The sequence below is a fragment of the Psychroflexus curvus genome, assembly GCF_020164585.1.
GTDB classification, from domain to species: domain Bacteria; phylum Bacteroidota; class Bacteroidia; order Flavobacteriales; family Flavobacteriaceae; genus Psychroflexus; species Psychroflexus curvus.
Genome location: NZ_JAIQZF010000002.1, coordinates 370935 through 389875, shown reverse-complemented (window position 1 = coordinate 389875; position 18941 = coordinate 370935). Strand labels below are relative to the sequence as shown.

The 18941-nt window shown below is 40.7% G+C and carries 17 protein-coding genes; 8 read left to right on the top strand and 9 right to left on the bottom strand.

What is annotated here, in order from left to right:
• Positions 1-2: 2 nt before the first annotated feature.
• On the bottom strand, positions 3-587 hold the full coding sequence (locus tag LB450_RS03970; RefSeq protein WP_224486560.1) for a YceI family protein: 585 nt from the start codon (positions 585-587) through the stop codon (positions 3-5).
• 226 nt (positions 588-813) lie between these two features.
• Between LB450_RS03970 and LB450_RS03965 the strand changes: the two genes are divergently transcribed.
• Positions 814-1863: an NAD(P)-dependent alcohol dehydrogenase gene (locus LB450_RS03965; protein WP_224486559.1), complete on the top strand. Its 1050-nt coding sequence runs from the start codon at positions 814-816 to the stop codon at positions 1861-1863.
• A 231-nt stretch (positions 1864-2094) separates the two neighbouring features.
• On the opposite strand, the gene LB450_RS03960 is transcribed toward LB450_RS03965, so the two are convergent.
• Both LB450_RS03960 and LB450_RS03955 read right to left on the bottom strand, forming a co-directional pair.
• Complete coding sequence (locus LB450_RS03960; protein WP_224486558.1) at positions 2095-2454, bottom strand: DUF2237 family protein; 360 nt, start codon at positions 2452-2454, stop codon at positions 2095-2097.
• A gap of 212 nt (positions 2455-2666) precedes the next feature.
• Positions 2667-3893 (bottom strand): metallophosphoesterase, encoded by a 1227-nt coding sequence (locus LB450_RS03955; protein ID WP_224486557.1) that lies wholly within the window; start codon positions 3891-3893, stop codon positions 2667-2669.
• A gap of 402 nt (positions 3894-4295) precedes the next feature.
• Between LB450_RS03955 and polA the strand changes: the two genes are divergently transcribed.
• Complete coding sequence (gene polA / locus LB450_RS03950; protein WP_224486556.1) at positions 4296-7115, top strand: DNA polymerase I; 2820 nt, start codon at positions 4296-4298, stop codon at positions 7113-7115.
• A gap of 117 nt (positions 7116-7232) precedes the next feature.
• Here polA and LB450_RS03945 read toward each other — a convergent pair whose 3' ends face one another.
• The 3 genes from LB450_RS03945 to LB450_RS13795 form a co-directional block, all read right to left on the bottom strand.
• On the bottom strand, positions 7233-10607 hold the full coding sequence (locus tag LB450_RS03945; protein WP_224486555.1) for a leucine--tRNA ligase: 3375 nt from the start codon (positions 10605-10607) through the stop codon (positions 7233-7235).
• A gap of 386 nt (positions 10608-10993) precedes the next feature.
• Positions 10994-11347, bottom strand: coding sequence for a type II toxin-antitoxin system HicB family antitoxin (locus tag LB450_RS03940; RefSeq protein ID WP_224486554.1), 354 nt, complete (start codon positions 11345-11347; stop codon positions 10994-10996).
• Positions 11332-11550, bottom strand: coding sequence for a type II toxin-antitoxin system HicA family toxin (locus tag LB450_RS13795; RefSeq protein ID WP_224486635.1), 219 nt, complete (start codon positions 11548-11550; stop codon positions 11332-11334). The genes LB450_RS03940 and LB450_RS13795 overlap by 16 nt, the downstream gene beginning before the upstream one ends.
• 752 nt (positions 11551-12302) lie before the next feature.
• Here LB450_RS13795 and LB450_RS03930 point away from each other — a divergent pair.
• Positions 12303-13454 carry a serine hydrolase domain-containing protein gene (locus tag LB450_RS03930; protein WP_224486553.1) on the top strand — a complete coding sequence of 384 codons (1152 nt, stop codon included), beginning with the start codon at positions 12303-12305 and terminating at the stop codon, positions 13452-13454.
• Between the two features lie 83 nt (positions 13455-13537).
• Here LB450_RS03930 and LB450_RS03925 read toward each other — a convergent pair whose 3' ends face one another.
• Entirely contained in the window at positions 13538-14089 is a 552-nt protein-coding gene (locus LB450_RS03925) for a hypothetical protein (protein ID WP_224486552.1), read from the bottom strand.
• 299 nt (positions 14090-14388) lie between these two features.
• Here LB450_RS03925 and LB450_RS03920 point away from each other — a divergent pair, with 299 nt between their 5' ends.
• From LB450_RS03920 to truB, 4 genes are all read left to right on the top strand, one after another.
• Positions 14389-15267, top strand: coding sequence for a cell division protein FtsX (locus tag LB450_RS03920; protein WP_224486551.1), 879 nt, complete (start codon positions 14389-14391; stop codon positions 15265-15267).
• Between the two features lies 1 nt (position 15268).
• The gene (locus LB450_RS03915) at positions 15269-15532 is read left to right on the top strand and encodes a DUF3098 domain-containing protein (protein WP_224486550.1); all 264 of its coding nucleotides are present in this window, start codon (positions 15269-15271) and stop codon (positions 15530-15532) included.
• Complete coding sequence (locus LB450_RS03910; protein ID WP_224486549.1) at positions 15532-16326, top strand: undecaprenyl-diphosphate phosphatase; 795 nt, start codon at positions 15532-15534, stop codon at positions 16324-16326. Before LB450_RS03915 ends, LB450_RS03910 begins: the two co-directional genes overlap by 1 nt.
• Positions 16327-16585: 259 nt before the next feature.
• Positions 16586-17284, top strand: coding sequence for a tRNA pseudouridine(55) synthase TruB (gene truB, locus LB450_RS03905; RefSeq protein WP_224486548.1), 699 nt, complete (start codon positions 16586-16588; stop codon positions 17282-17284).
• A 1-nt stretch (position 17285) separates the two neighbouring features.
• On the opposite strand, the gene LB450_RS03900 is transcribed toward truB, so the two are convergent.
• On the bottom strand, positions 17286-17900 hold the full coding sequence (locus LB450_RS03900) for a thioredoxin family protein (RefSeq protein WP_224486547.1): 615 nt from the start codon (positions 17898-17900) through the stop codon (positions 17286-17288).
• 47 nt (positions 17901-17947) lie between these two features.
• On the opposite strand from LB450_RS03900, the gene LB450_RS03895 reads away from it, so the two are divergent.
• Positions 17948-18514: a DNA-3-methyladenine glycosylase I gene (locus tag LB450_RS03895; protein WP_224486546.1), complete on the top strand. Its 567-nt coding sequence runs from the start codon at positions 17948-17950 to the stop codon at positions 18512-18514.
• A gap of 39 nt (positions 18515-18553) precedes the next feature.
• On the opposite strand, the gene LB450_RS03890 is transcribed toward LB450_RS03895, so the two are convergent.
• Positions 18554-18913, bottom strand: a complete 360-nt coding sequence (locus tag LB450_RS03890; protein ID WP_224486545.1) for a toxin-antitoxin system YwqK family antitoxin — start codon at positions 18911-18913, stop codon at positions 18554-18556.
• Positions 18914-18941 lie beyond the last annotated feature (28 nt).

The following is an 18941-nucleotide window of genomic DNA, read 5'->3' as shown; positions in this document are numbered from 1 at the left end:
GTTTAAGATTTATAGTGTGTGAGGTTAAAAATTACGTTGACAATCTCGCCTGTTGTGATCGCTCCAAACAAAGCGGTTGGTGGTTCTACTCCATAGTCCATCATATTAAGTCCCTGATCTGCTTTTAGAGTATAACCCGTTTCAGTTTTATGAAATTCAACAGGAATCTCAATCATTTTGGTAGTTCCTGAGATAGTTAATTCTCCTTTTACAGAACCTTGATAAACTCCAGAAGATTTTTCTACCAATTCAGCTGGTGCCAAAGACATAAAAGAAACCAGCTTATAAGTATCTGTGTTCATAGCCTCATAAGCATTCCTGTCCATTTTACCTTTTCCGCTATCAAAGCTTTTCACCGGGATAGAGAGGTTAATAGAATTTACTTGTCCTGGCTTACCGTCTTTCATAGATAGATCTACCTGACTTGTGAAGTCTTTGGCGATAATTTCCCAATCATGAATATTGGAAGTGCCTTCTATCAAGATAGAGTTTTCAGCGTTTGGAACCGCTTCAAACTGGGTCTGAGATTGTCCTACAGAGAAAATTAAAAGTAGAACGAAAGCCGAAATTAATTTTGTGAATGTCATATTTGTGTGTATTTAAAATTGTTCGTCAATCTGTAATTATTTGTTAATGCAAAGTTCAGAAACAAGGTTGCTTTAGAAAATGAGCAATGTCATATAATGAAAATTTTTTAGATTAAAAAAACCGCTAATAGGTCTATTTCATACTTAGACCCGGCTTCAAGGTTAAAATGAAGTAAAATCTGCCTGCAGTTCAGTTTTATACCTTAAATTCATAAAAAAGGAATTTATGAGTCAGGTAAAAGCATATGGCGCAAAAGCGAGTGACGCCGATTTAGAACAGTTAGACATCAAAAGGAGAGAACCTCAACCTACAGATGTTCATATAGAAATAGATTTTTGTGGCGTTTGTCACAGCGACATCCACCAAGTGAGAAACGACTGGAAAAATTCAAAATACCCTGTTATACCTGGTCATGAGATTATCGGTCACGTCATAGCCGTTGGCAGTGAAGTCAGCAGGTTCAAAAAAGGACAGAAAGTAGGTGTAGGCTGTATGGTAGATTCCTGCCAGAACTGCGATGCATGCGATGAAGGTCTGGAGCAGTATTGTGAAAACGGTATGACGGCAACTTACAACAGTCCAGACGAGCACCTTGGCGGACATACTTTCGGCGGATATTCTGAAGAAATTGTAGTAGATGAGAAATTTGTATTGAATGTTCCAGAAAACCTAGACATTCAAGCCGTTCCCCCTCTGTTATGTGCCGGAATCACCACCTGGTCCCCACTTAGACAATGGAACGTTCAAAAAGGAGATAAAGTTGGAGTTGTTGGTCTCGGCGGACTTGGTCATATGGGAATCAAATTTGCGCATGCTATTGGCGCACATGTCGTAATGATTACCACGTCTCCTGAAAAAAGTGAAGATGCAGAACGACTGGGAGCCGACGAAGTCCTGATTTCAAAAGATGAAAAACAAATGAAAGAGCACGCCAACTCGTTTGATTTCATATTGAATACCGTTCCCGTAGGTCACGATGTGAATCCGTATTTGAACTTGCTCAAACGAGATAAAACCATGTGTCTAGTTGGTGCTATTGAACCGCTTAAAGGCGTGAATGGTGGTGCCTTGATCGTAAAGAGAAAACGACTGGCAGGTTCACTTATCGGTGGAATTGAGGAAACTCAGGAGATGCTAAACTTTTGCGGAGAACATAATATCGTCTCCGATGTGGAAATGATTAACATTCAAAACATCAATACCGCTTATGAAAGGGTGGTCAATTCCGATGTGAAATACAGGTTTGTCATCGACATGCAGTCACTTAAAAAGTAAGCCGTAACTGTATTGATTTCGATTGAACAGTATTTTCAGGGTGACATGATACTCCTGAAGTTTTGGGAGCGCACCAATTAGGAGTGTCCAAAACGTTCTCCACTAGGCTCGAATTTGAAACTACAGGTTATTAAAAAATAAGACCTGGTCATTATAAAGAGAATTAAAACTCCCTTCCGAATCGAATTCGGAAGGGAGTTTTTTTATACCTCAACTTAAATAATCGCAGCACTAGTCATGATACTCCCAGTCTTTGAGAGTTTCCATAGGCACATAGTCCAGCATTTTCTCGTGGCAGGACTCCAGCTTGAGATACAATGGATACCCCGCTTTTTTGCTTTTCAGCCAAACGCCCATGCACACACACCACCAGTCACCTGGTTTTAGACCAGGAAAACCCCACTGAGGTTTTGGTGAAATCAAATCGTTTCCTCTGGCTTTGTTCCATTCCAAAAAGCCCTCCGTCACCTTCGCTGCCACAATATGCAAGCCATTATCCTGCTCAGCATATTTACAAAACCCATCGCGAAACACACCAGTCATAGGATCATAAGAACATGCTTTTAACTCTGTACCCAACACATTTTTCATTCTTCTTTTTTTCTTTTGATTTTGTTGTAAGTTAAGCAATTATAGGGAAAGTTAGTTAACTTTAAGCTCAGGCTATCCCAGAAGTTTGTAAGATTAAAGCTTAAGCTTTTGAGCAATTACATCAGGTACCACAACAACTAGAGGCTTATCCATATCGCACTACCGAAGCACCTGAACAAGGTAACCATTTAAATATTTTGGATCTGCTTTTTTTATGCCTCAGAAGTAGTTTTGCGTCTCAGCTTAATCACGGTGACCTCAGGCCATATCCCTACACGACCGGGATAGGCAAGGTAGCCAAATCCTCGGTTTACATTGATGAAGCGCCTGGCATTTTCATAAAGGCCGGCCCACTGTTCATAGCGATACTGTACAGGACTCCACTTGAACCAGCCCGGGATTTCAATCCCAAACTGCATCCCGTGTGTATGTCCGCTTAAGGTCAGTTGCACATCCTTCTCGTGATTTTTGATCACCTCATCCCAGTGCGAGGGATCATGACTCATCAGGATTTTAAAATCTTCAGGATCTACTCCTTCCGCTGCCTTTTCAAAATCACCCGCTTTTTTGAAGCCGCCTTTGCCCCAGTTTTCTACCCCTATCACATGCAGTTTATGCTCTCCCCTTTGTATTTCTCTGCGCTCATTTCGAAGCAAATCCCAGCCTAACTCGGAATGCACTTTCACTAAATCCTTGAAATTTTCCTGCTTTTTGTCCTCGCTTACAAACTGATAATAATCTCCATAATCGTGATTCCCAAGTATGGAATAAACTCCGTCTTTGGCTTTCAGTCGAGAAAAAACGGGAATCCAGGGCTTCATTTCTTCAGCCAGATTATTCACCAGGTCTCCGGTAAATAAAATGACATCCGACTCCTGTTCATTCACCAGATCTATAGCGTAGTTAATCTCCTCTTCATTATCAAAACTCCCGCTATGTATATCGCTGATCTGCGTTAGTGTATACCCGTCAAATTCCTCCGGCAAATTATCGAATTCCAGCTCGTAAGACAAAACTTTGAAATTGTATTTCCCCTTATACATCCCATAAAGCAGAGACAGAAAAGGAATGGCGCCAAGACCCAAAGCGAGTGTGCTTATAAATTTTCGGCGTGAAGGAAAATTTTCAGCCGATGACGTAAAAAGTTTATTGTAAATAAAAATCAGGATCCTCAGGATATCTTCACCAAACATCACCACGACAACACTGAGTTTTAAAGCCGAAAGGCTCAGAAAGATACCGATCATATAGGCTCGAAACCCGGTCAAAGACCCATGCGGAGCGGGTTGATAAAACGAATATATCAACAGGCCCACCACGATGACCGTAATGGCCACATAGGCCGATAAGCTCCACCAGAATTTAAACAGCGTTCTAAACGCCTGAAACGCATATACTTCCAAAGCCAGTAAAATGGCTATTGAGATGATCCACCGCATTTTTTTTCTGCAAATATAGAAGTCGACAATTCTCAGGACTTCAGTTTATATAAAGTTTTAGAAGTATTTATGCTGATCCTGATCCTGCTGGATAAGATGTGTAGCAGACCACTAAACCTTTCTCTAAAACTCAGTCGGATGTCTGGAGGCGTGTTTTACTAAAATATTCGTTGTCACTTCGAGGGTCCACCCTCATCGGATATATCGAGAAGTGTTTTCAAAATTATCAAAATGACTAAAGCGTTTTATAATTCACCACAAAGAAACAGAGAACACAAAGCTTACTCTTGGCATACTCCACGACTCCGAGATGAAAACCATATTTTAATCCAAACAAACACCAGGTTCAATTTTGGCTAAGCCATAATTTCAACTAAATTTACATTCAACAAAAATTGACCTATGGCTTCCAAAAAACGACTCTTCCTTGTAGACGCTTACGCAATGATTTTCCGTGGCTATTACGCCCTCATCAAGAATCCCAGAATCAATTCCAAAGGGCAGGACACCTCAGCCATCATGGGATTTATGAATTCCCTTTTTGATGTCATCAAACGTGAAAACCCGGACCATCTGGCCGTGTGTTTCGATAAAGACGGAAGCAAGGAGCGCAAGGAAATGTACGAAGACTACAAAGCCAATCGCGACGAAACCCCAAAGGTCATCAAAGAATCGATTCCCATCATTCAGGACATCCTTCACGCCATGGAAATCCCGGTTGTGGAAATCTCAGGCATGGAAGCCGATGACATCATAGGCACCCTGGCCAAGCAGGCCGAAGCCGAAGGTTACGAAGTCCATATGGTCACGCCAGACAAGGATTTTGCACAGCTGGTGACCGAAAATATTTTTATGCAACGCCCGGCCAGAATGGGCAATGGTGTTGAGAAGTGGGGCATTCCCGAAGTTCAGAAGAAATTTGGCGTCGAACGTCCGGAGCAGGTCATCGACTTTCTGGGAATGATGGGCGATGCTTCCGATAATATTCCGGGATTGCCGGGTGTAGGAGAAAAAACAGCCAAAAAGTTCCTTCAGCAGTTTGGCTCCATGGAAGCTTTACTGGAAAACACCGACCAGCTGAAAGGCAAAATGAAAGAGAAAATCGAAGCCAACGCCGAGCTTGGACTCCTGTCCAAAAAGCTCGCCACCATCTTTACCGATTGTGAGGTCACCTTCGATGAAGCCAAATACGAAGTCTCACCACCTCAGGTGGAAAAGGTGCTGGAGATTTTTAAAGATCTGGAGTTTCGAAGACTGACGGAGCAGTTTGTCAAAATGTATAACAAAGGCGAAGCTGCTGCTGAAGAAACCTCTTCAAAAGCAGCGTCGCCAACCGCAGGCGCGGGTCAGTTTTCGCTTTTCGGGAATGATACCGACGCTGCCAACGTCGATCCGGCCAATTTTGATGGCTATAAGACCCTGGACACCACAGACCATCACTACCAGTACGTCAAAGGAAAGATGTCTGTGAAACTGTTTATGGACAAGCTCATGAAGCAAACCTCGGTATGTTTTGACACAGAAACCACCAGCCTCAAAACTTTGGATGCCGAATTGGTGGGGATTGCGTTTTCATGGGAGGCTCATAAGGGGTACTACGTCGTCTTTCCTGAAGTTCGGGACGAAGCCCAGGGGCTTATAGAAGTCCTGAGACCCTTTTTCGAATCTAAAGCGATTGAGAAAATCGGACAGAATCTGAAGTATGACATTAAGGTCCTCGCCAACTACAACTTAAAAGTCAAAGGCCCCCTATTTGATACCATGCTGGCGCATTACGTCATCAATCCAGACATGCGTCATAACATGACTATCCTGGCGGAGACCTACCTCAACTATTCACCACAGCCCATTGAAGACCTGATTGGCAAAGGTAAAAATCAAAAGTCGATGCGTACGGTAGATTTGGAAGACCAGACTCAGTATGCCGTAGAAGATGCGGATATCACTTTTCAACTGAAGACTTTTTTCGAAAAAGAACTGAAGGAAGCTTCCAATGAACCCCTGTTCAAAGACATGGAAATTCCATTATTGCGTGTGCTCGCAGCCATGGAAATTGAAGGCATCAATCTGGACAAATCGGCTTTAGAAAACATCTCTGAAAAGCTCAATGAGGATATTGAGCGTTTAGAAAAATCGGTTTACGAAGAGGCTAAAGAAGAATTCAATATCGGTTCTCCTAAGCAGCTTGGAGAAATTCTTTTTGGCAAGCTGGAAATCGCAAAAAAGCCTAAGAAAACCAAATCCGGCCAATATTCAACTGCCGAAGACGTATTGTCCGATTTCAAAAAAGAGCACAAGATCGTTAGGGAGGTGTTGGAGTGGAGACAGCTTTCCAAGCTGAAAAGCACCTATGTGGATGCCTTGCCCAAACAAATTCATCCCAGAACCAAACGCGTGCATACCGAGTTTATGCAAACGGTGGCGGCTACCGGGCGATTGAGTTCGAATAATCCTAACCTGCAGAACATTCCTATCCGAACAGAACGCGGTCGGGAAGTGAGAAAAGCCTTTGTGCCCAGAGATGAAAATCACGTCTTACTCGCTGCCGATTATTCTCAAATCGAATTGAGGATCATCGCCGCTTTAAGTCAGGAGGAAAACATGATGGATGCCTTTAAAAATGGAGAAGACATTCACGCCTCCACAGCTGCTAAAGTCTTTGGAGTCGACATTGAAGACGTCACCAGAGCACAGCGAAGCAATGCAAAGACTGTCAACTTCGGAATCATCTACGGGGTTTCCGCTTTCGGCTTAAGCAATCAAACCGACCTGAACAGAACCGAATCTAAAGAATTGATTGAAACTTACTACAAAACCTACCCAAAACTCAGAGATTACATCGACGAGCAGGTCGAATTTGCCAAGGAAAACGGCTATGTCAAAACGGTCATGGGCAGAAGACGCTATCTGAAAGACATCAATGCCAGAAACAATGTGGTGCGCAGCGCAGCCGAGCGTAACGCCGTGAATGCACCCGTCCAGGGAAGCGCCGCCGATATCATTAAAGTAGCGATGATCAATATATATGAAGCCCTGGAGGAAAAGAACTTCAAATCGAAAATGCTCCTGCAGGTGCATGATGAATTGATCTTCGATGCGCATAAAGATGAACTCGAAGAACTCAAGGCTCTGGTGAAAGACAAAATGGAAAACGCCTTCAAACTTGATGTACCGCTAGACGTGGATATGGGAACAGGCCAAAACTGGCTGGAGGCGCATTAGTATGACCAACTTTTAAGAGGGTATAAATAAAGTTTTTGTTGACTGTTTAAACATCGAGCGAAGTCGAGATGCATATAGTTCTCGACTCCGCTCGAACATAAACAAATTCGGAAAAAATCACCCTACAATATTCACAATCTTACCAGGAACGATGATCACCTTTTTAGGGGTTCTGCCGTCTAGTTGCTTTTGCGTACGCTCATCGGCCATCACGATTTCTTCGATGTCGTCTTTGCTGAGATCCAGCGATAAATCCATCGTAAATCGCATTTTTCCATTGAAAGAAATCGGATAGGTTTTGGAATCTTCCTTCAGGTGTTTTTCTTCAAATACAGGATAGTCCACTTCCGAAATACCTTCTGAATGCCCCAGACCTTCCCACAATTCCTCAGCGATATGTGGCGCATAGGGCGAAATTAAAACAGCCAGTGGCTCAAGAATTTCCCTTGAATTGCACTTCTGCTGACTCAACTCATTCACACAAATCATAAAGGTAGACACCGAGGTATTGAAACTAAAGTCTTCAATATCCTGGGTGACTTTTTTGATGGTTTTGTGCAGCGTTTTCAACGATTCCTTACTTCCAGGTTCATCTGAAATCTGAAAGTCAGACTCCCCTCCTTGGGAGGGGTCGGGGGAGGCTTGGGAATACAATTTCCAGAGCTTTTTCAGGAAGTTATGCACACCCGACAGCCCGGCGGTATTCCAGGGCTTCGCCTGTTCTATGGGACCAAGAAACATTTCGTAAAGGCGTAAGCTGTCGGCGCCATATTCCTCGCACACATCGTCCGGATTGACCACGTTGAATTTGGATTTGGACATTTTTTCGACTTCGCGGGAAACCGTAAAATCCCCTCCCGACCTCCCCAAAGGGGAGGAGTTGGCATCGTAAAGTTCTCTGTTGCTTAAGATGAATTTAGCTTCGCTAAATTCGGGTTTTATTTTCTTTAAACCTTCAATATCCAGTTGATTCGAGGTGTTGACTACGGAAACATCAACGTGAATTTTTTGAAAATCTTCGTTTACATCTACACCTTCAGAATAATATGTATTTCCTATTCTTTTTACAAAAGCGCTTTCTCCCAGAATCATCCCCTGGTTGATCAGCTTTTTAAAAGGTTCGTCTACCGGCAGAACCCCTCTGTCGTTCAGGAATTTGGTCCAGAAGCGGGAATATAACAAGTGACCGGTGGCGTGTTCGCTTCCTCCAATGTATAAGTCAACGTTTTTCCAGTAGTTCAAAGCTTCTTCTGAAGCGATATGCTGGTCGCGGTTGTCCTGCTCTTCCATATAGCGGAACAGGTACCAGGAACTTCCCGCCCAGCCGGGCATGGTGTTTAATTCCAATGGAAAAACCATGTTGTGGTCGATCTTATTATTAGATACCACTTGATTGGCTTTTGTATCCCAGGCCCATTCGGTAGCTCTGCCTAATGGTGGAGCTCCGTCTTCGGTTGGGAGGTACTCATCGACTTCTGGTAACTCTAGCGGCAAATACTTTTCATCTATCATTTTAGGCAGGCCGTTGACGTAATACACGGGAAATGGTTCTCCCCAGTAACGCTGTCTAGAGAACACAGCATCGCGTAGTCTATAGTTGATTTTCTTCTCACCCGCACCAATTTTGGCCAGAGCTTCAATGGCTTTAGGAATAGCCTCCAGAACGCCTAAACCGTCGAGAAAATCGGAGTTGGCGATTTTGGTAGCATTGGTTTTATCGGCGTAAGCTTCTTCAGAAATGTCGATGCCTTCAAATACGTTAGGAATAGGAATGTTGAAATGATTTGCAAAATCATGATCGCGTTGATCACCACAAGGGACCGCCATCACGGCGCCGGTTCCGTAGCTGGCCAGCACATAATCTCCAATCCAAATCGGAATGGGTTTTTGGGTCAGAGGATGCTCTGCATAAGCACCGGTAAAGACACCGGTTATGCTTTTCACATCCGCCATACGGTCGCGTTCGCTTCGCTTAGCAGCGGCTTTTACATAGGTATCCACAGCTTCTTTTTGTTCCGGGGTCGTGATCTGACTCACCAGGTCATGCTCCGGAGCCAGGGTGATAAAGGATACTCCAAAAATCGTGTCGGGACGCGTGGTGAACGCTGAAATAGTCCTCTCCCCCTGCCCCTCTCCCAAGGAAAGGGGTTTTTTCTCGATACTCGCTTCGCTCGTTTTAGAATTTTGATTCTTCTTATATGATGGTAAGTCATCGAGTTTTGATTTGATCTGCTCGAGAACTTCATCTATTTGTCCAATGACTTCTTCATTTTTGAAACGAATAACTTCAAATCCTTTACTATTTAAAAATTCAGTACGTTCTTCATCGTCCTCTTTGGTTTCATTGTGATATCCACCATCAACTTCTATCACCAAAGATTTTGATAAACAAACAAAATCAGCAATATAATCTCCTATGAGATGTTGCTGTCTAAACTTATAGCCTGACAGCTTTTTACCTCGAAGTTGAGTCCAAAGTGCTTTTTCAGCTTCGGTTGGATGATTCCGATTTTCTTTAGCTTTTTCCAGGAGTAAATACGAATTATTACCCCCTGTCATGTAACCGGATTTGGTATTCTCTTCACCTTTGGGGAAGGATAGGATGGGGAATTTGACTAGCGCACCAACCGATTTGCCGATCCAGTTTTTCTGGGTTTCTTTAAGACTTTCGCTCCAGTCCAAACCGTCCAGTCCTGAAAGCAAACGTTCCGCAAATGCAGAAATACGCATGCTCCACTGTTTCATTTTCTTCCTCACAACGGGATATCCTCCACGTTCGGAGACCCCGTTGACGATTTCGTCATTGGCTAATACAGTTCCCAAAGCTGGGCACCAGTTGACTTCTGTTTCTGCGAGGTAGGTTAATCTATAGTTAAGTAAATGCTGTTCTTTTTCATCCTCTGAAAATGCCTTCCAGTCTTCAGCTGAAAACTGTGGAGTATCTTCATCACAAACCGCCTGTACTTTAGAATTTCCTTCAGTTTCAAAAACCTGAACTAAGTCTGAAATCGGTTTGGACTTCTGAGCAGCTTCATCATACCAGCTTTCAAACAACTGTATAAAAATCCATTGTGTCCATTTATAATACTTAGGATCGCTGGTGCGCACTTCCCGGCTCCAGTCGAAAGAGAAGCCGATTTTGTCGAGTTGTTCTCTGTATCTTTTGATGTTGGTTTCAGTGGTTTTGGCAGGATGCTGACCTGTTTGTATCGCATACTGCTCGGCCGGTAAGCCAAAGGAATCGTAGCCCTGCGGATGCAGGACATTAAACCCTGAATGCCGTTTATAACGGGCATAGATATCACTAGCAATGTAACCCAAGGGGTGACCGACGTGAAGTCCTGCCCCTGAAGGATAAGGGAACATGTCCAACACATAAAATGGAGGTTTGGGTTCTCCTGTAAATTCCTGTGGCTGCCTGGCTTTGAAAGTCTGTTCTTTGGCCCAGTGCTTCTGCCATTTTTGTTCTATTGCCTTGTAATCGTATGCCATAATGAAATGCTATTTTCAAATGGCAAAACTAATATATATGGGTTTAACTCCCAGCACAAAGTACAATATTAAAAGGATGAAGTTAGAAGTATAAAAAAGGAAATAGGCGGTAGAAGGTAGCAAAGTTCTGCATTCTCATATGCTTTCTTCACTATTCGTTTGTGCCTGTGAGTTTCTGTGTCTGTGAATTGATGATTAAGACAGAAGAAATACGATATTAAAAGGACAAAGTGTGATGTAGAAAATAGGTTGAATTAATCTGGAATGGGTTTTTGAGTTCCTCGCTTTAGCAAATATCCACCCTCCCCGCTGGCGCAAGCCTGCCTTGGACGGCAGGCAGGCGTCATGCTTGTGCTATTACAGACAGGTTCAAGACACCTTAAAATTTAATTTAAGACGTCATCTTCGTTTTTAACTAAATAATCAAAAGCTTTATTGACTAATTCATTCAATTTTAACTTGTTTTTTTCTGCGATTAAAGCCAGTGCTCTATGTTTTTCATTGGAAGTACGCACATTAAAAACACCTTTAAAATATTTGTCAGGCTCTTTTCCTAAAGATTTGCAAGTTTCTAAGTAATCCTCAACAGACTCTATAAACGCGTTTTTTAATTCATCTACTGACTCTGCTTCATAAGTAACTAAATCATTAATCCCAATAATGCTTCCAAACAAAATATTATCCCTGGAACTAAATTCAACAGAACCGTAGTAATTTTTATGTTTTAAATAATTTTCCATACTTCTAACTTTTCTAAAATTTGTCTTATTACATATTGCCTCACAACAGGTTTTGGATGGGGTTTATGTAAATTAATTATTCTTTTTTCTACATCTACAAATTTAACATGTGAACCCCCTGTTTTACCTTTCGTCTTTATTTCCTCAAATCCAAAATACTTTAATATTTTTAAAAGTTCTTCCCATGTTAAGTCTTTGGGAATACTCTTAAATTTATCTATTTACTTTTCTATTTTACTAATCAATATATTTGAAACAAAACAAATGTAACTAAAAAATAGTTACACATTATTCTGACTAATTAGTTTAACACTGTCATCTTATTTTAAGCCAACTTGATCTGGATTCATCATTTAAAATGTGTTCCGAAATATAACACGCTAAATATGAGATCTACTTGAGTCAGGAGTCATGAACATCCCTAAATAGAGTTGACAACTTAAAGTCGATGTTATGACGCCTTACAGCTTTCCGATTTAGTAATATTAAGAAGACAAGCATCCATTTTTTCTTTGGTCATAGAGGAGTGCAGTCAAGTCATATTTATTATAAGACACAAATTTCAGGGCGATGCCCCCAAAATCATTACTCCTCCGATTTTGGAAGCCTGCCTTTGCTGGCAGACAAGCGTCACGCTTGTGCTTTTATAGTATTATGCTGTAGTTTATAAAGTATAATTCAACTAGGGGCCTTAGCCCTGATATCTTCATAAAACAAATATGAGACAGAACAAAAAGGGGTGTAACCCTGACATCTTAATTTTAAATCCCTTCATGAGATTCAAAATCTAGGACGATTACCCCCCCGCTGGCGCAAGCCTACCTTTTGAAGGCAGGCAGGCGTCACGCTTGTGCTATTATCGTTAAAAAAGAATAAAATCATTTTGAACTCGAATTCAAAAACAAAACCAACTTTCTGAATTAAATTTCTATATTTAGTTTCCTAAACTTTTTTAATGAAATTTATAAAGAACCTTTTGAAAGTACTACTGATCTTTTTTGGCTTACTTATAGTCACCCTTTATGTCACCGACACCGATTACCTAATTAAAGCAGTGCGAACCATTTATTTACGCGGACATACCACGGCCTTTTTAAAGGATTACGAGCGGTTTGACAATCAGGTTATCGAAAAAGGAACACCCCAGGCCTGGCCAAAACACAAAGCCTATAATTTGGTTGCTGAAACCAAAACATTACAGAAAGCCAATAAAGACTGGAGAACCGTTGCTTATGTGATTATTAAAAACGACAGCCTCTGGTTTGAAAACTACTATGGTGGGTATGATGTGAATTCCAAATCGAATTCCTTTTCTATGGCTAAAAGTTATGTGTCCGGTTTGCTGGGAAAAGCGGTTATGGAAGGCCACATCGAAAGTTTAGAGCAACCGGTTTGTGATTTTTTACCAGCCTTTTGTGAGGGTGAAGCTGCAAAAATGACGGTGGGTGATTTATCGAGCATGGCATCGGGCACCAACTGGGACGAAGCCTACTATTCGCCTCTATCCATAACGACGCGAGCTTATTTTGATGATGATTTACGTAAAGTCATCAATGGTCTGGAGATGGAAACCACTCCGGGGCAGGCTTTCAAATACGCCAGTGGAGATACCCAGATGCTGGCCATGCTTATTGAAGAGGCGACGGGAAAAAAAATGTACGATTATTTAAGCGAAAGCTTTTGGAAACCTCTAGGAAGCCAGAATTCAGCCTTATGGCAGGTGGATAGCGCTGAGGAAGATATGGTGAAAGCCTACTGCTGTATAGCCAGCAATGCGAAAGATTTTGCGCGTTTTGGAAAGTTATACAAAGACCATGGAACATGGAATGGAGAACAACTCCTGGATTCTGCTTTTGTGGCAACCTCCTTAAAACCACGTTTCCCTTCTAGCCCGGAATACGGATATGGCTGGTGGCTTAAAACCCAAAACGACAAAGACTTTTTTATGATGCGCGGCCATCTGGGCCAGTACGTCATTGTACAACCCGAGGATAATGTGATTATAGTGCGCCTGGGGCATCAAAAATCTCCTGATGCCGGTATTGGTGCTTATACCAGGGATATTTCACTATACATCGATGAAGCTTATGAAATGATGAATAAGTGATCGTTTCAGTTTAGAAAGATCTGTTAGGTTTTTGAAACCTAACAGATCTGTTTCTGCTTATTGAATTGTAATCTAAAAAATCCTTAAAACCTGTAACCGATATAGAAATCGCCTTTGAAAATAGCATCAAATTCTGAAGCCCCAAAAAGATTTCTACCTGCACCGGCTTTAATTTCGAATACAAAACCTGCGGTATTGATCCACTTTTTACCTAAAGCCAGACCTATGGATGCGTCTACAAAATTCTCATCTTCATAATTACCAGTAATGTAATCGTAGGTGAAGTAATTTTTACCTGCAAAAATGGAAGTAAACCCTTCTACAAAAAATCCTTTTGCACCATAATCTTCATAGGTTTGAAAATACATCCTATAAAAAGGAGTTAGCGAATAATTTTCTAAATACTCGTTGGATTGATTCAAATTGACAAGCAAGCTAACTCCATAACCCGAATTACTGCTAAGAATTCTTTCATAAGACGTTTCAAAGATCACTGCGCTAAGCATTTTTATAGCACCGAGCTTTAGCTCGTGTTTGCGATCAAAAATTGAAGATTGTTCAGTTTCAGAATTTTCAGACTGAGCCGATCCCAAACTAAAGATTAAAAGACTCAAAACGATCAAAAGGTGTTTCATAATTGATTTTGTTAATTTCAGATAACTAATGTAAACTTTATTTTGTTTTGGAATGCACTTACTTATGAACTAAATTTTAAGTTTTAGTTGCGCTCCCGATAGGAGTGAAAACCTCGAAAGACCAAACGCTCCAGGTCTTACTTGAGGCGCTTGACCGGAGGAAAAGCCGCTGCAAGCTCCAGACCTGAAAGTGAGGTCTGAGGAGTTGTAGCGGATAGCGGGTGAAAGCGCCCATGAAATTAATATCTGCATGTGACGTTATAATGCTTTAGTTTTATATTTTTACCAAAATTTACGGCGTGGCTTCTTCTTTTGAAAAATACCAAAAACGACGACTGATTACTTCCTACTTTTCGGTGGTGATTAGCATCGCCTTGGTGTTATTTTTGGTCGGATTATTGGCCCTATTGGTACTCAATACCAAAAAGGTTGCCGATCATTTTAAGGAACAAATCGCCTTAACTATCTACCTAAAAGACACTGCCAAGGAAGTGGAGATTGACCAGTTGCAGAAGTCTCTGGCCCTTTCTGAATACACCAAAAGCATAGAATTTGTCTCCAAGGAACAGGCAGCCAAGGCCTATAGCCAAGAAATCGGTGAGGATTTTATGGAATTTTTGGGTTACAACCCCCTGCAAAATTCGATCGATGTGTATTTTAACGCCGATTATGTATCTGAAACAAAAATCGCTGAGATTTCCAGAGATCTGGGAGAAAAGGAATTTGTGGATGAAATCATCTATGACAAACCGCTGATCGCGCTTCTGAATGATAACATTAAACGCCTGAGTTTTTGGATTTTGGCGGTAAGTGGATTGCTGACTTTTATAGCGGTCTTGCTTATCAACAGCTCGATTCGGCTTTCGGTTTATGCCAAGCGGTTTACGATAAAAACCATGCAGATGGTGGGAGCGACCAAACGCTTTATACGCCGTCCTTTTATCCTGAAAAGTGTAAAACTTGGCATCATAGGATCTTCGATTTCTTTGGTTGGGATGGCGGTCGTGCTGTATTATCTCGACAAAAGTTTCCCCGAACTTAAACTTATAAGCGACGAGGTGTTGTTGGCAGCTATTTTCGCAGGTGTTTTAATTCTTGGTATTCTGATTTCCTGGCTGAGTACGTTCTTTGCGACTCAGCGCTTTTTAAATTTAAAAACTGACGAATTGTACTACTAATATGGGAGAAAGTAAACGTAAAAAAGAGGCGAAGGCCAGTGAAAAATTCATTTTTGAAAAGGAAAATTATAAATTCATGCTTATTGGTCTGGGGGTAATTGCTCTTGGATTTATTCTCATGGCAGGTGGCGGTAGTGATGATCCAAATGTGTTCAACCCGGAAATATTTAGCTGGAGACGTATTCGTCTTGCCCCTACAGTCGTTTTGATTGGTTTTGCAATTGAAGTTTATGCTATTCTTTTAAAGCCTAAATCCTCTAACTGATGGATGTTTGGGATGTGAGTATCCTTGGGATCATCCAGGGCTTGACAGAATTTTTACCGGTCTCTTCCAGTGGACATTTGGAATTGGGAAAAGCGATTTTGGGAGATGATAGTTTGCCAAAAGAATCCTTATTACTAACTGTCATTCTTCATTTTGCGACGGCTCTGAGTACCGTTGTTATCTTTAGAAAAGATATTTTTGAAATTTTAAAAGGACTATTTTCCTTTAAATGGAATGAAGAAACCAAATTCTCCTTAAAGATTGTCATTTCTATGGTTCCCGCTGCTTTGGTGGGTTATTTTTTTGAGTCTGAAATGGAAATGCTTTTTGGAGAGAATCTATTGCTGGTTGGCTTTATGCTCATCATTACTGCGCTTTTGCTTTGGCTTACAGATAAAGCCAGAGCCACTCAAAAAAACGTATCATATTCCAATTCTTTAGTTATTGGAGTCGCTCAAGCCATAGCTATCATGCCAGGAATTTCCAGAAGTGGAGCAACTATTGCCAGTTCAGTTTTGCTAGGAAATGACAAATCCAAAGCTGCGCGGTTTTCCTTTCTGATGGTCGTCCCCCTTATTTTGGGGAAAATCACAAAAGATATCACTGGAGGTGAAATTTCTCTGGAAGATGCTAACATGTTAACCTATAGTCTTGGATTTGCTACCGCCTTTATCTCTGGATTATTTGCCTGTACCTGGATGATTTCAATTGTAAAGAAAAGCAAACTCAGGTACTTTGCTATCTATTGTTTTGTAGTAGGTGTTGGAGCTATCATTTTCACTCAACTGACATAAAAAAATTAACATCGTTAGGTGAACCAATTAAATCACTAGTAACTAATCAGTATCAAAAACATGTTCAACCACTAGATATTACTAATTTAATATCCGCTTTTTGCCTGGCTTTGCGTTTTGACTTTACGATCCTTGGCTTGAAGTAAACCTTAGATTGTAGACGTTTTAAAGAGACATATTAGTTACAACCACTATATTGAGTTCACCAATAAAATCTCACAGCAAAAAAGTTGAGAGGAGATACCCAAAGCATAATTGAATGGAAAAATTAACATTAGAACATATAAAAGAAGGTCAGGTCTTATTATTTGATAAGCCTTTGCACTGGACGTCTTTTCAAGTGGTGAACAAAGTGAGATGGCTCATCAAACAAAAATTTGATCTAAAAAAAATAAAAGTGGGTCATGCAGGGACCTTGGACCCTTTAGCATCTGGACTTGTGATTTTATGCACAGGAAAAGCGACCAAAACCATTGAAACTTTAATGGGGCAAACCAAAGTCTATACTGGTGAATTTACGCTTGGAGCTACTACTCCTTCTTATGACATGGAAACTGAAGTTGATGAGACTTTTGATAGTTCCCACATTACTGATAAGCTAATAGATCAGGTCCTCCCTCAGTTTCAAGGTGAAATCATGCAGCGTCCTCCTATTTTTTCAGCCTTGAAAAAAGAAGGAAAACGCCTCTACGAATTTGCCAGAAAAGGCGAAGAGGTTGATATCCCTAAGCGCCAGGTAAAGATTGATAACTTTAAAATCCTTGAAAACAACTTACCAAAGTTGAAGTTTAAAGTCCAGTGCAGCAAAGGTACCTACATCCGAAGTTTGGCTTATGACTTTGGAAAAGCTCTGGATTCCGGCGCCTATCTTTCTGAATTGAGACGAACTCAAATTGGTGATTACAGGGTCGAAGATGCCTTGTCTGTTGAAGATTTTCAGAACTTACTCAACGACTAGACTATCTCCTTTTTAGACAATCTACTAAATCTGCTGCAATGCTTTTGCCCTTATCCTGGTTGTACCATTTCTGAAGTGTAATTTTAAATTCATCTCTGAATTTTCCGAATTCTGCTTTTTCTTTTGCCACCATATCAGCAGCTTCTAATGGACGTGGTCCCCAGGTAAAAAGTACTTTTTCTTCTTCGGGATCAAAGGCAATCAATTTGGGGATAGACATACCTCCGTTGGTCAGGAATTCATTCATCAAGTCTTCGTTTCCATCCCTTAAAATTACTCTGAACTCTATAAGCGGATTCAAATCAGCCATTTTTTTCATAACAGGGAGTGCTGGCGCAGCATCTCCACACCAGCCTTCGGCAATAACAAGCCAGATTTGCTTTTGGCTGACATTTTGAACGTTTTCTATTTGATCTGCAGTTAATTCTACGATCTTCTCCCAGCGCTTCATTCTGCTCAAACCCAATTTTGAGTAATTCAGATAAATTTCATTTTGAGTAAATCCAGTAGATTTTCCTTCTTTTAAAAGATCCTCCACATGAGTTTTATAGTCTGAATAGGATAGTGTTTTGTCTAAATGGTCTTTTATAATTTCAATGCTGTTCTCTTGAGACATAAGCTGTATTTTTACTGAATTAGTCGAATTTAAATTTAATAATTACAATGGCAAAAGTAAGGTGTGACTGGTGTAAAAATAATGATCTATATCAGAAATATCATGATGAAGAATGGGGCGAACCTGATTATGAAGACCGAAAACTTTTTGAAATGCTGCTTTTAGAAAGTTTTCAGGCAGGACTGAACTGGTTGACCATTTTGAAGAAAAGAGAAAGTTTCAGAACAGCTTTTGATGAGTTTGATTATAGAGTCATTTCAAAATATTCTGAAGATAAAATTTCAGAATTACTTCAGGATGAAAACATCATAAGACATAGGGGTAAGATTGAAGCAGCTATTAACAATGCTAACGCCTTCCTGAAGATTCAAAAGGAATTCGGATCGTTTTCAAATTACATCTGGAAATTTGTAGATGGAACTCCAGTATTAAACTCCTTTTCTAGTCTTGAACAAGTCCCGGCACAAACCCAACTCAGTCAAAACATTTCAAAAGAGTTGAAGAAAAGGGGGTTAAAATTTATTGGGCCGACCACGGTTTATGCATACATGCAAGCCACAGGCCTGGTAAACGATCACCTTACCTATTGTTTTAAGCATAAAAAAAGCGTCTAAACAGTTAGACGCTTTTTTTATGCTTAAATTTAGATTTTGTTAGTTACTCACTAACTGTGAATCAACTTTATCCCAAGTGCTTACTTGAACTATTCTATTGTTATCGTAGTCTACTTCAGAAAGAATACCATCGTTCCAAAAAAACCATTTTCCAACTTTATCACCATTTTCATAAGTCGCTTTAGCGAGTTTATTTCCTTCTTTATCATAAGATTTCCACTCACCATGAAGTTTGTCATTTAGGATATAACCCACTTGATGTAATTCACCACTATCATAAAATATCGTCACTTTTTCTAATTCTCCGACTTTCTCTGTCTTCACCAGGTTATTTTCAGTTTGAGCAAAAAGTGTAAAACTCATTAAAAAAACCATTACAAGGGTGCTAATTGCTTTCATATCTCTTTTATTTAGACCCAAATATACA

What these genes read in the sequence shown, in the direction of transcription:
- LB450_RS03915 (WP_224486550.1), top strand. Translation starts at nt 15,269, where the DNA reads ATGGGAGAAAGTAAACGTAAAAAAGAGGCGAAGGCCAGTGAAAAATTC.
- LB450_RS03910 (WP_224486549.1), top strand. Translation starts at nt 15,532, where the DNA reads ATGGATGTTTGGGATGTGAGTATCCTTGGGATCATCCAGGGCTTGACA.
- LB450_RS03955 (WP_224486557.1), bottom strand. Translation starts at nt 3,893, where the DNA reads ATGCGGTGGATCATCTCAATAGCCATTTTACTGGCTTTGGAAGTATAT.
- LB450_RS03925 (WP_224486552.1), bottom strand. Translation starts at nt 14,089, where the DNA reads ATGAAACACCTTTTGATCGTTTTGAGTCTTTTAATCTTTAGTTTGGGA.
- LB450_RS03930 (WP_224486553.1), top strand. Translation starts at nt 12,303, where the DNA reads ATGAAATTTATAAAGAACCTTTTGAAAGTACTACTGATCTTTTTTGGC.
- LB450_RS03890 (WP_224486545.1), bottom strand. Translation starts at nt 18,913, where the DNA reads ATGAAAGCAATTAGCACCCTTGTAATGGTTTTTTTAATGAGTTTTACA.
- truB (WP_224486548.1), top strand. Translation starts at nt 16,586, where the DNA reads ATGGAAAAATTAACATTAGAACATATAAAAGAAGGTCAGGTCTTATTA.
- LB450_RS03970 (WP_224486560.1), bottom strand. Translation starts at nt 587, where the DNA reads ATGACATTCACAAAATTAATTTCGGCTTTCGTTCTACTTTTAATTTTC.
- LB450_RS03965 (WP_224486559.1), top strand. Translation starts at nt 814, where the DNA reads ATGAGTCAGGTAAAAGCATATGGCGCAAAAGCGAGTGACGCCGATTTA.
- LB450_RS03895 (WP_224486546.1), top strand. Translation starts at nt 17,948, where the DNA reads ATGGCAAAAGTAAGGTGTGACTGGTGTAAAAATAATGATCTATATCAG.
- polA (WP_224486556.1), top strand. Translation starts at nt 4,296, where the DNA reads ATGGCTTCCAAAAAACGACTCTTCCTTGTAGACGCTTACGCAATGATT.
- LB450_RS03940 (WP_224486554.1), bottom strand. Translation starts at nt 11,347, where the DNA reads ATGGAAAATTATTTAAAACATAAAAATTACTACGGTTCTGTTGAATTT.
- LB450_RS03900 (WP_224486547.1), bottom strand. Translation starts at nt 17,900, where the DNA reads ATGTCTCAAGAGAACAGCATTGAAATTATAAAAGACCATTTAGACAAA.
- LB450_RS03945 (WP_224486555.1), bottom strand. Translation starts at nt 10,607, where the DNA reads ATGGCATACGATTACAAGGCAATAGAACAAAAATGGCAGAAGCACTGG.
- LB450_RS03960 (WP_224486558.1), bottom strand. Translation starts at nt 2,454, where the DNA reads ATGAAAAATGTGTTGGGTACAGAGTTAAAAGCATGTTCTTATGATCCT.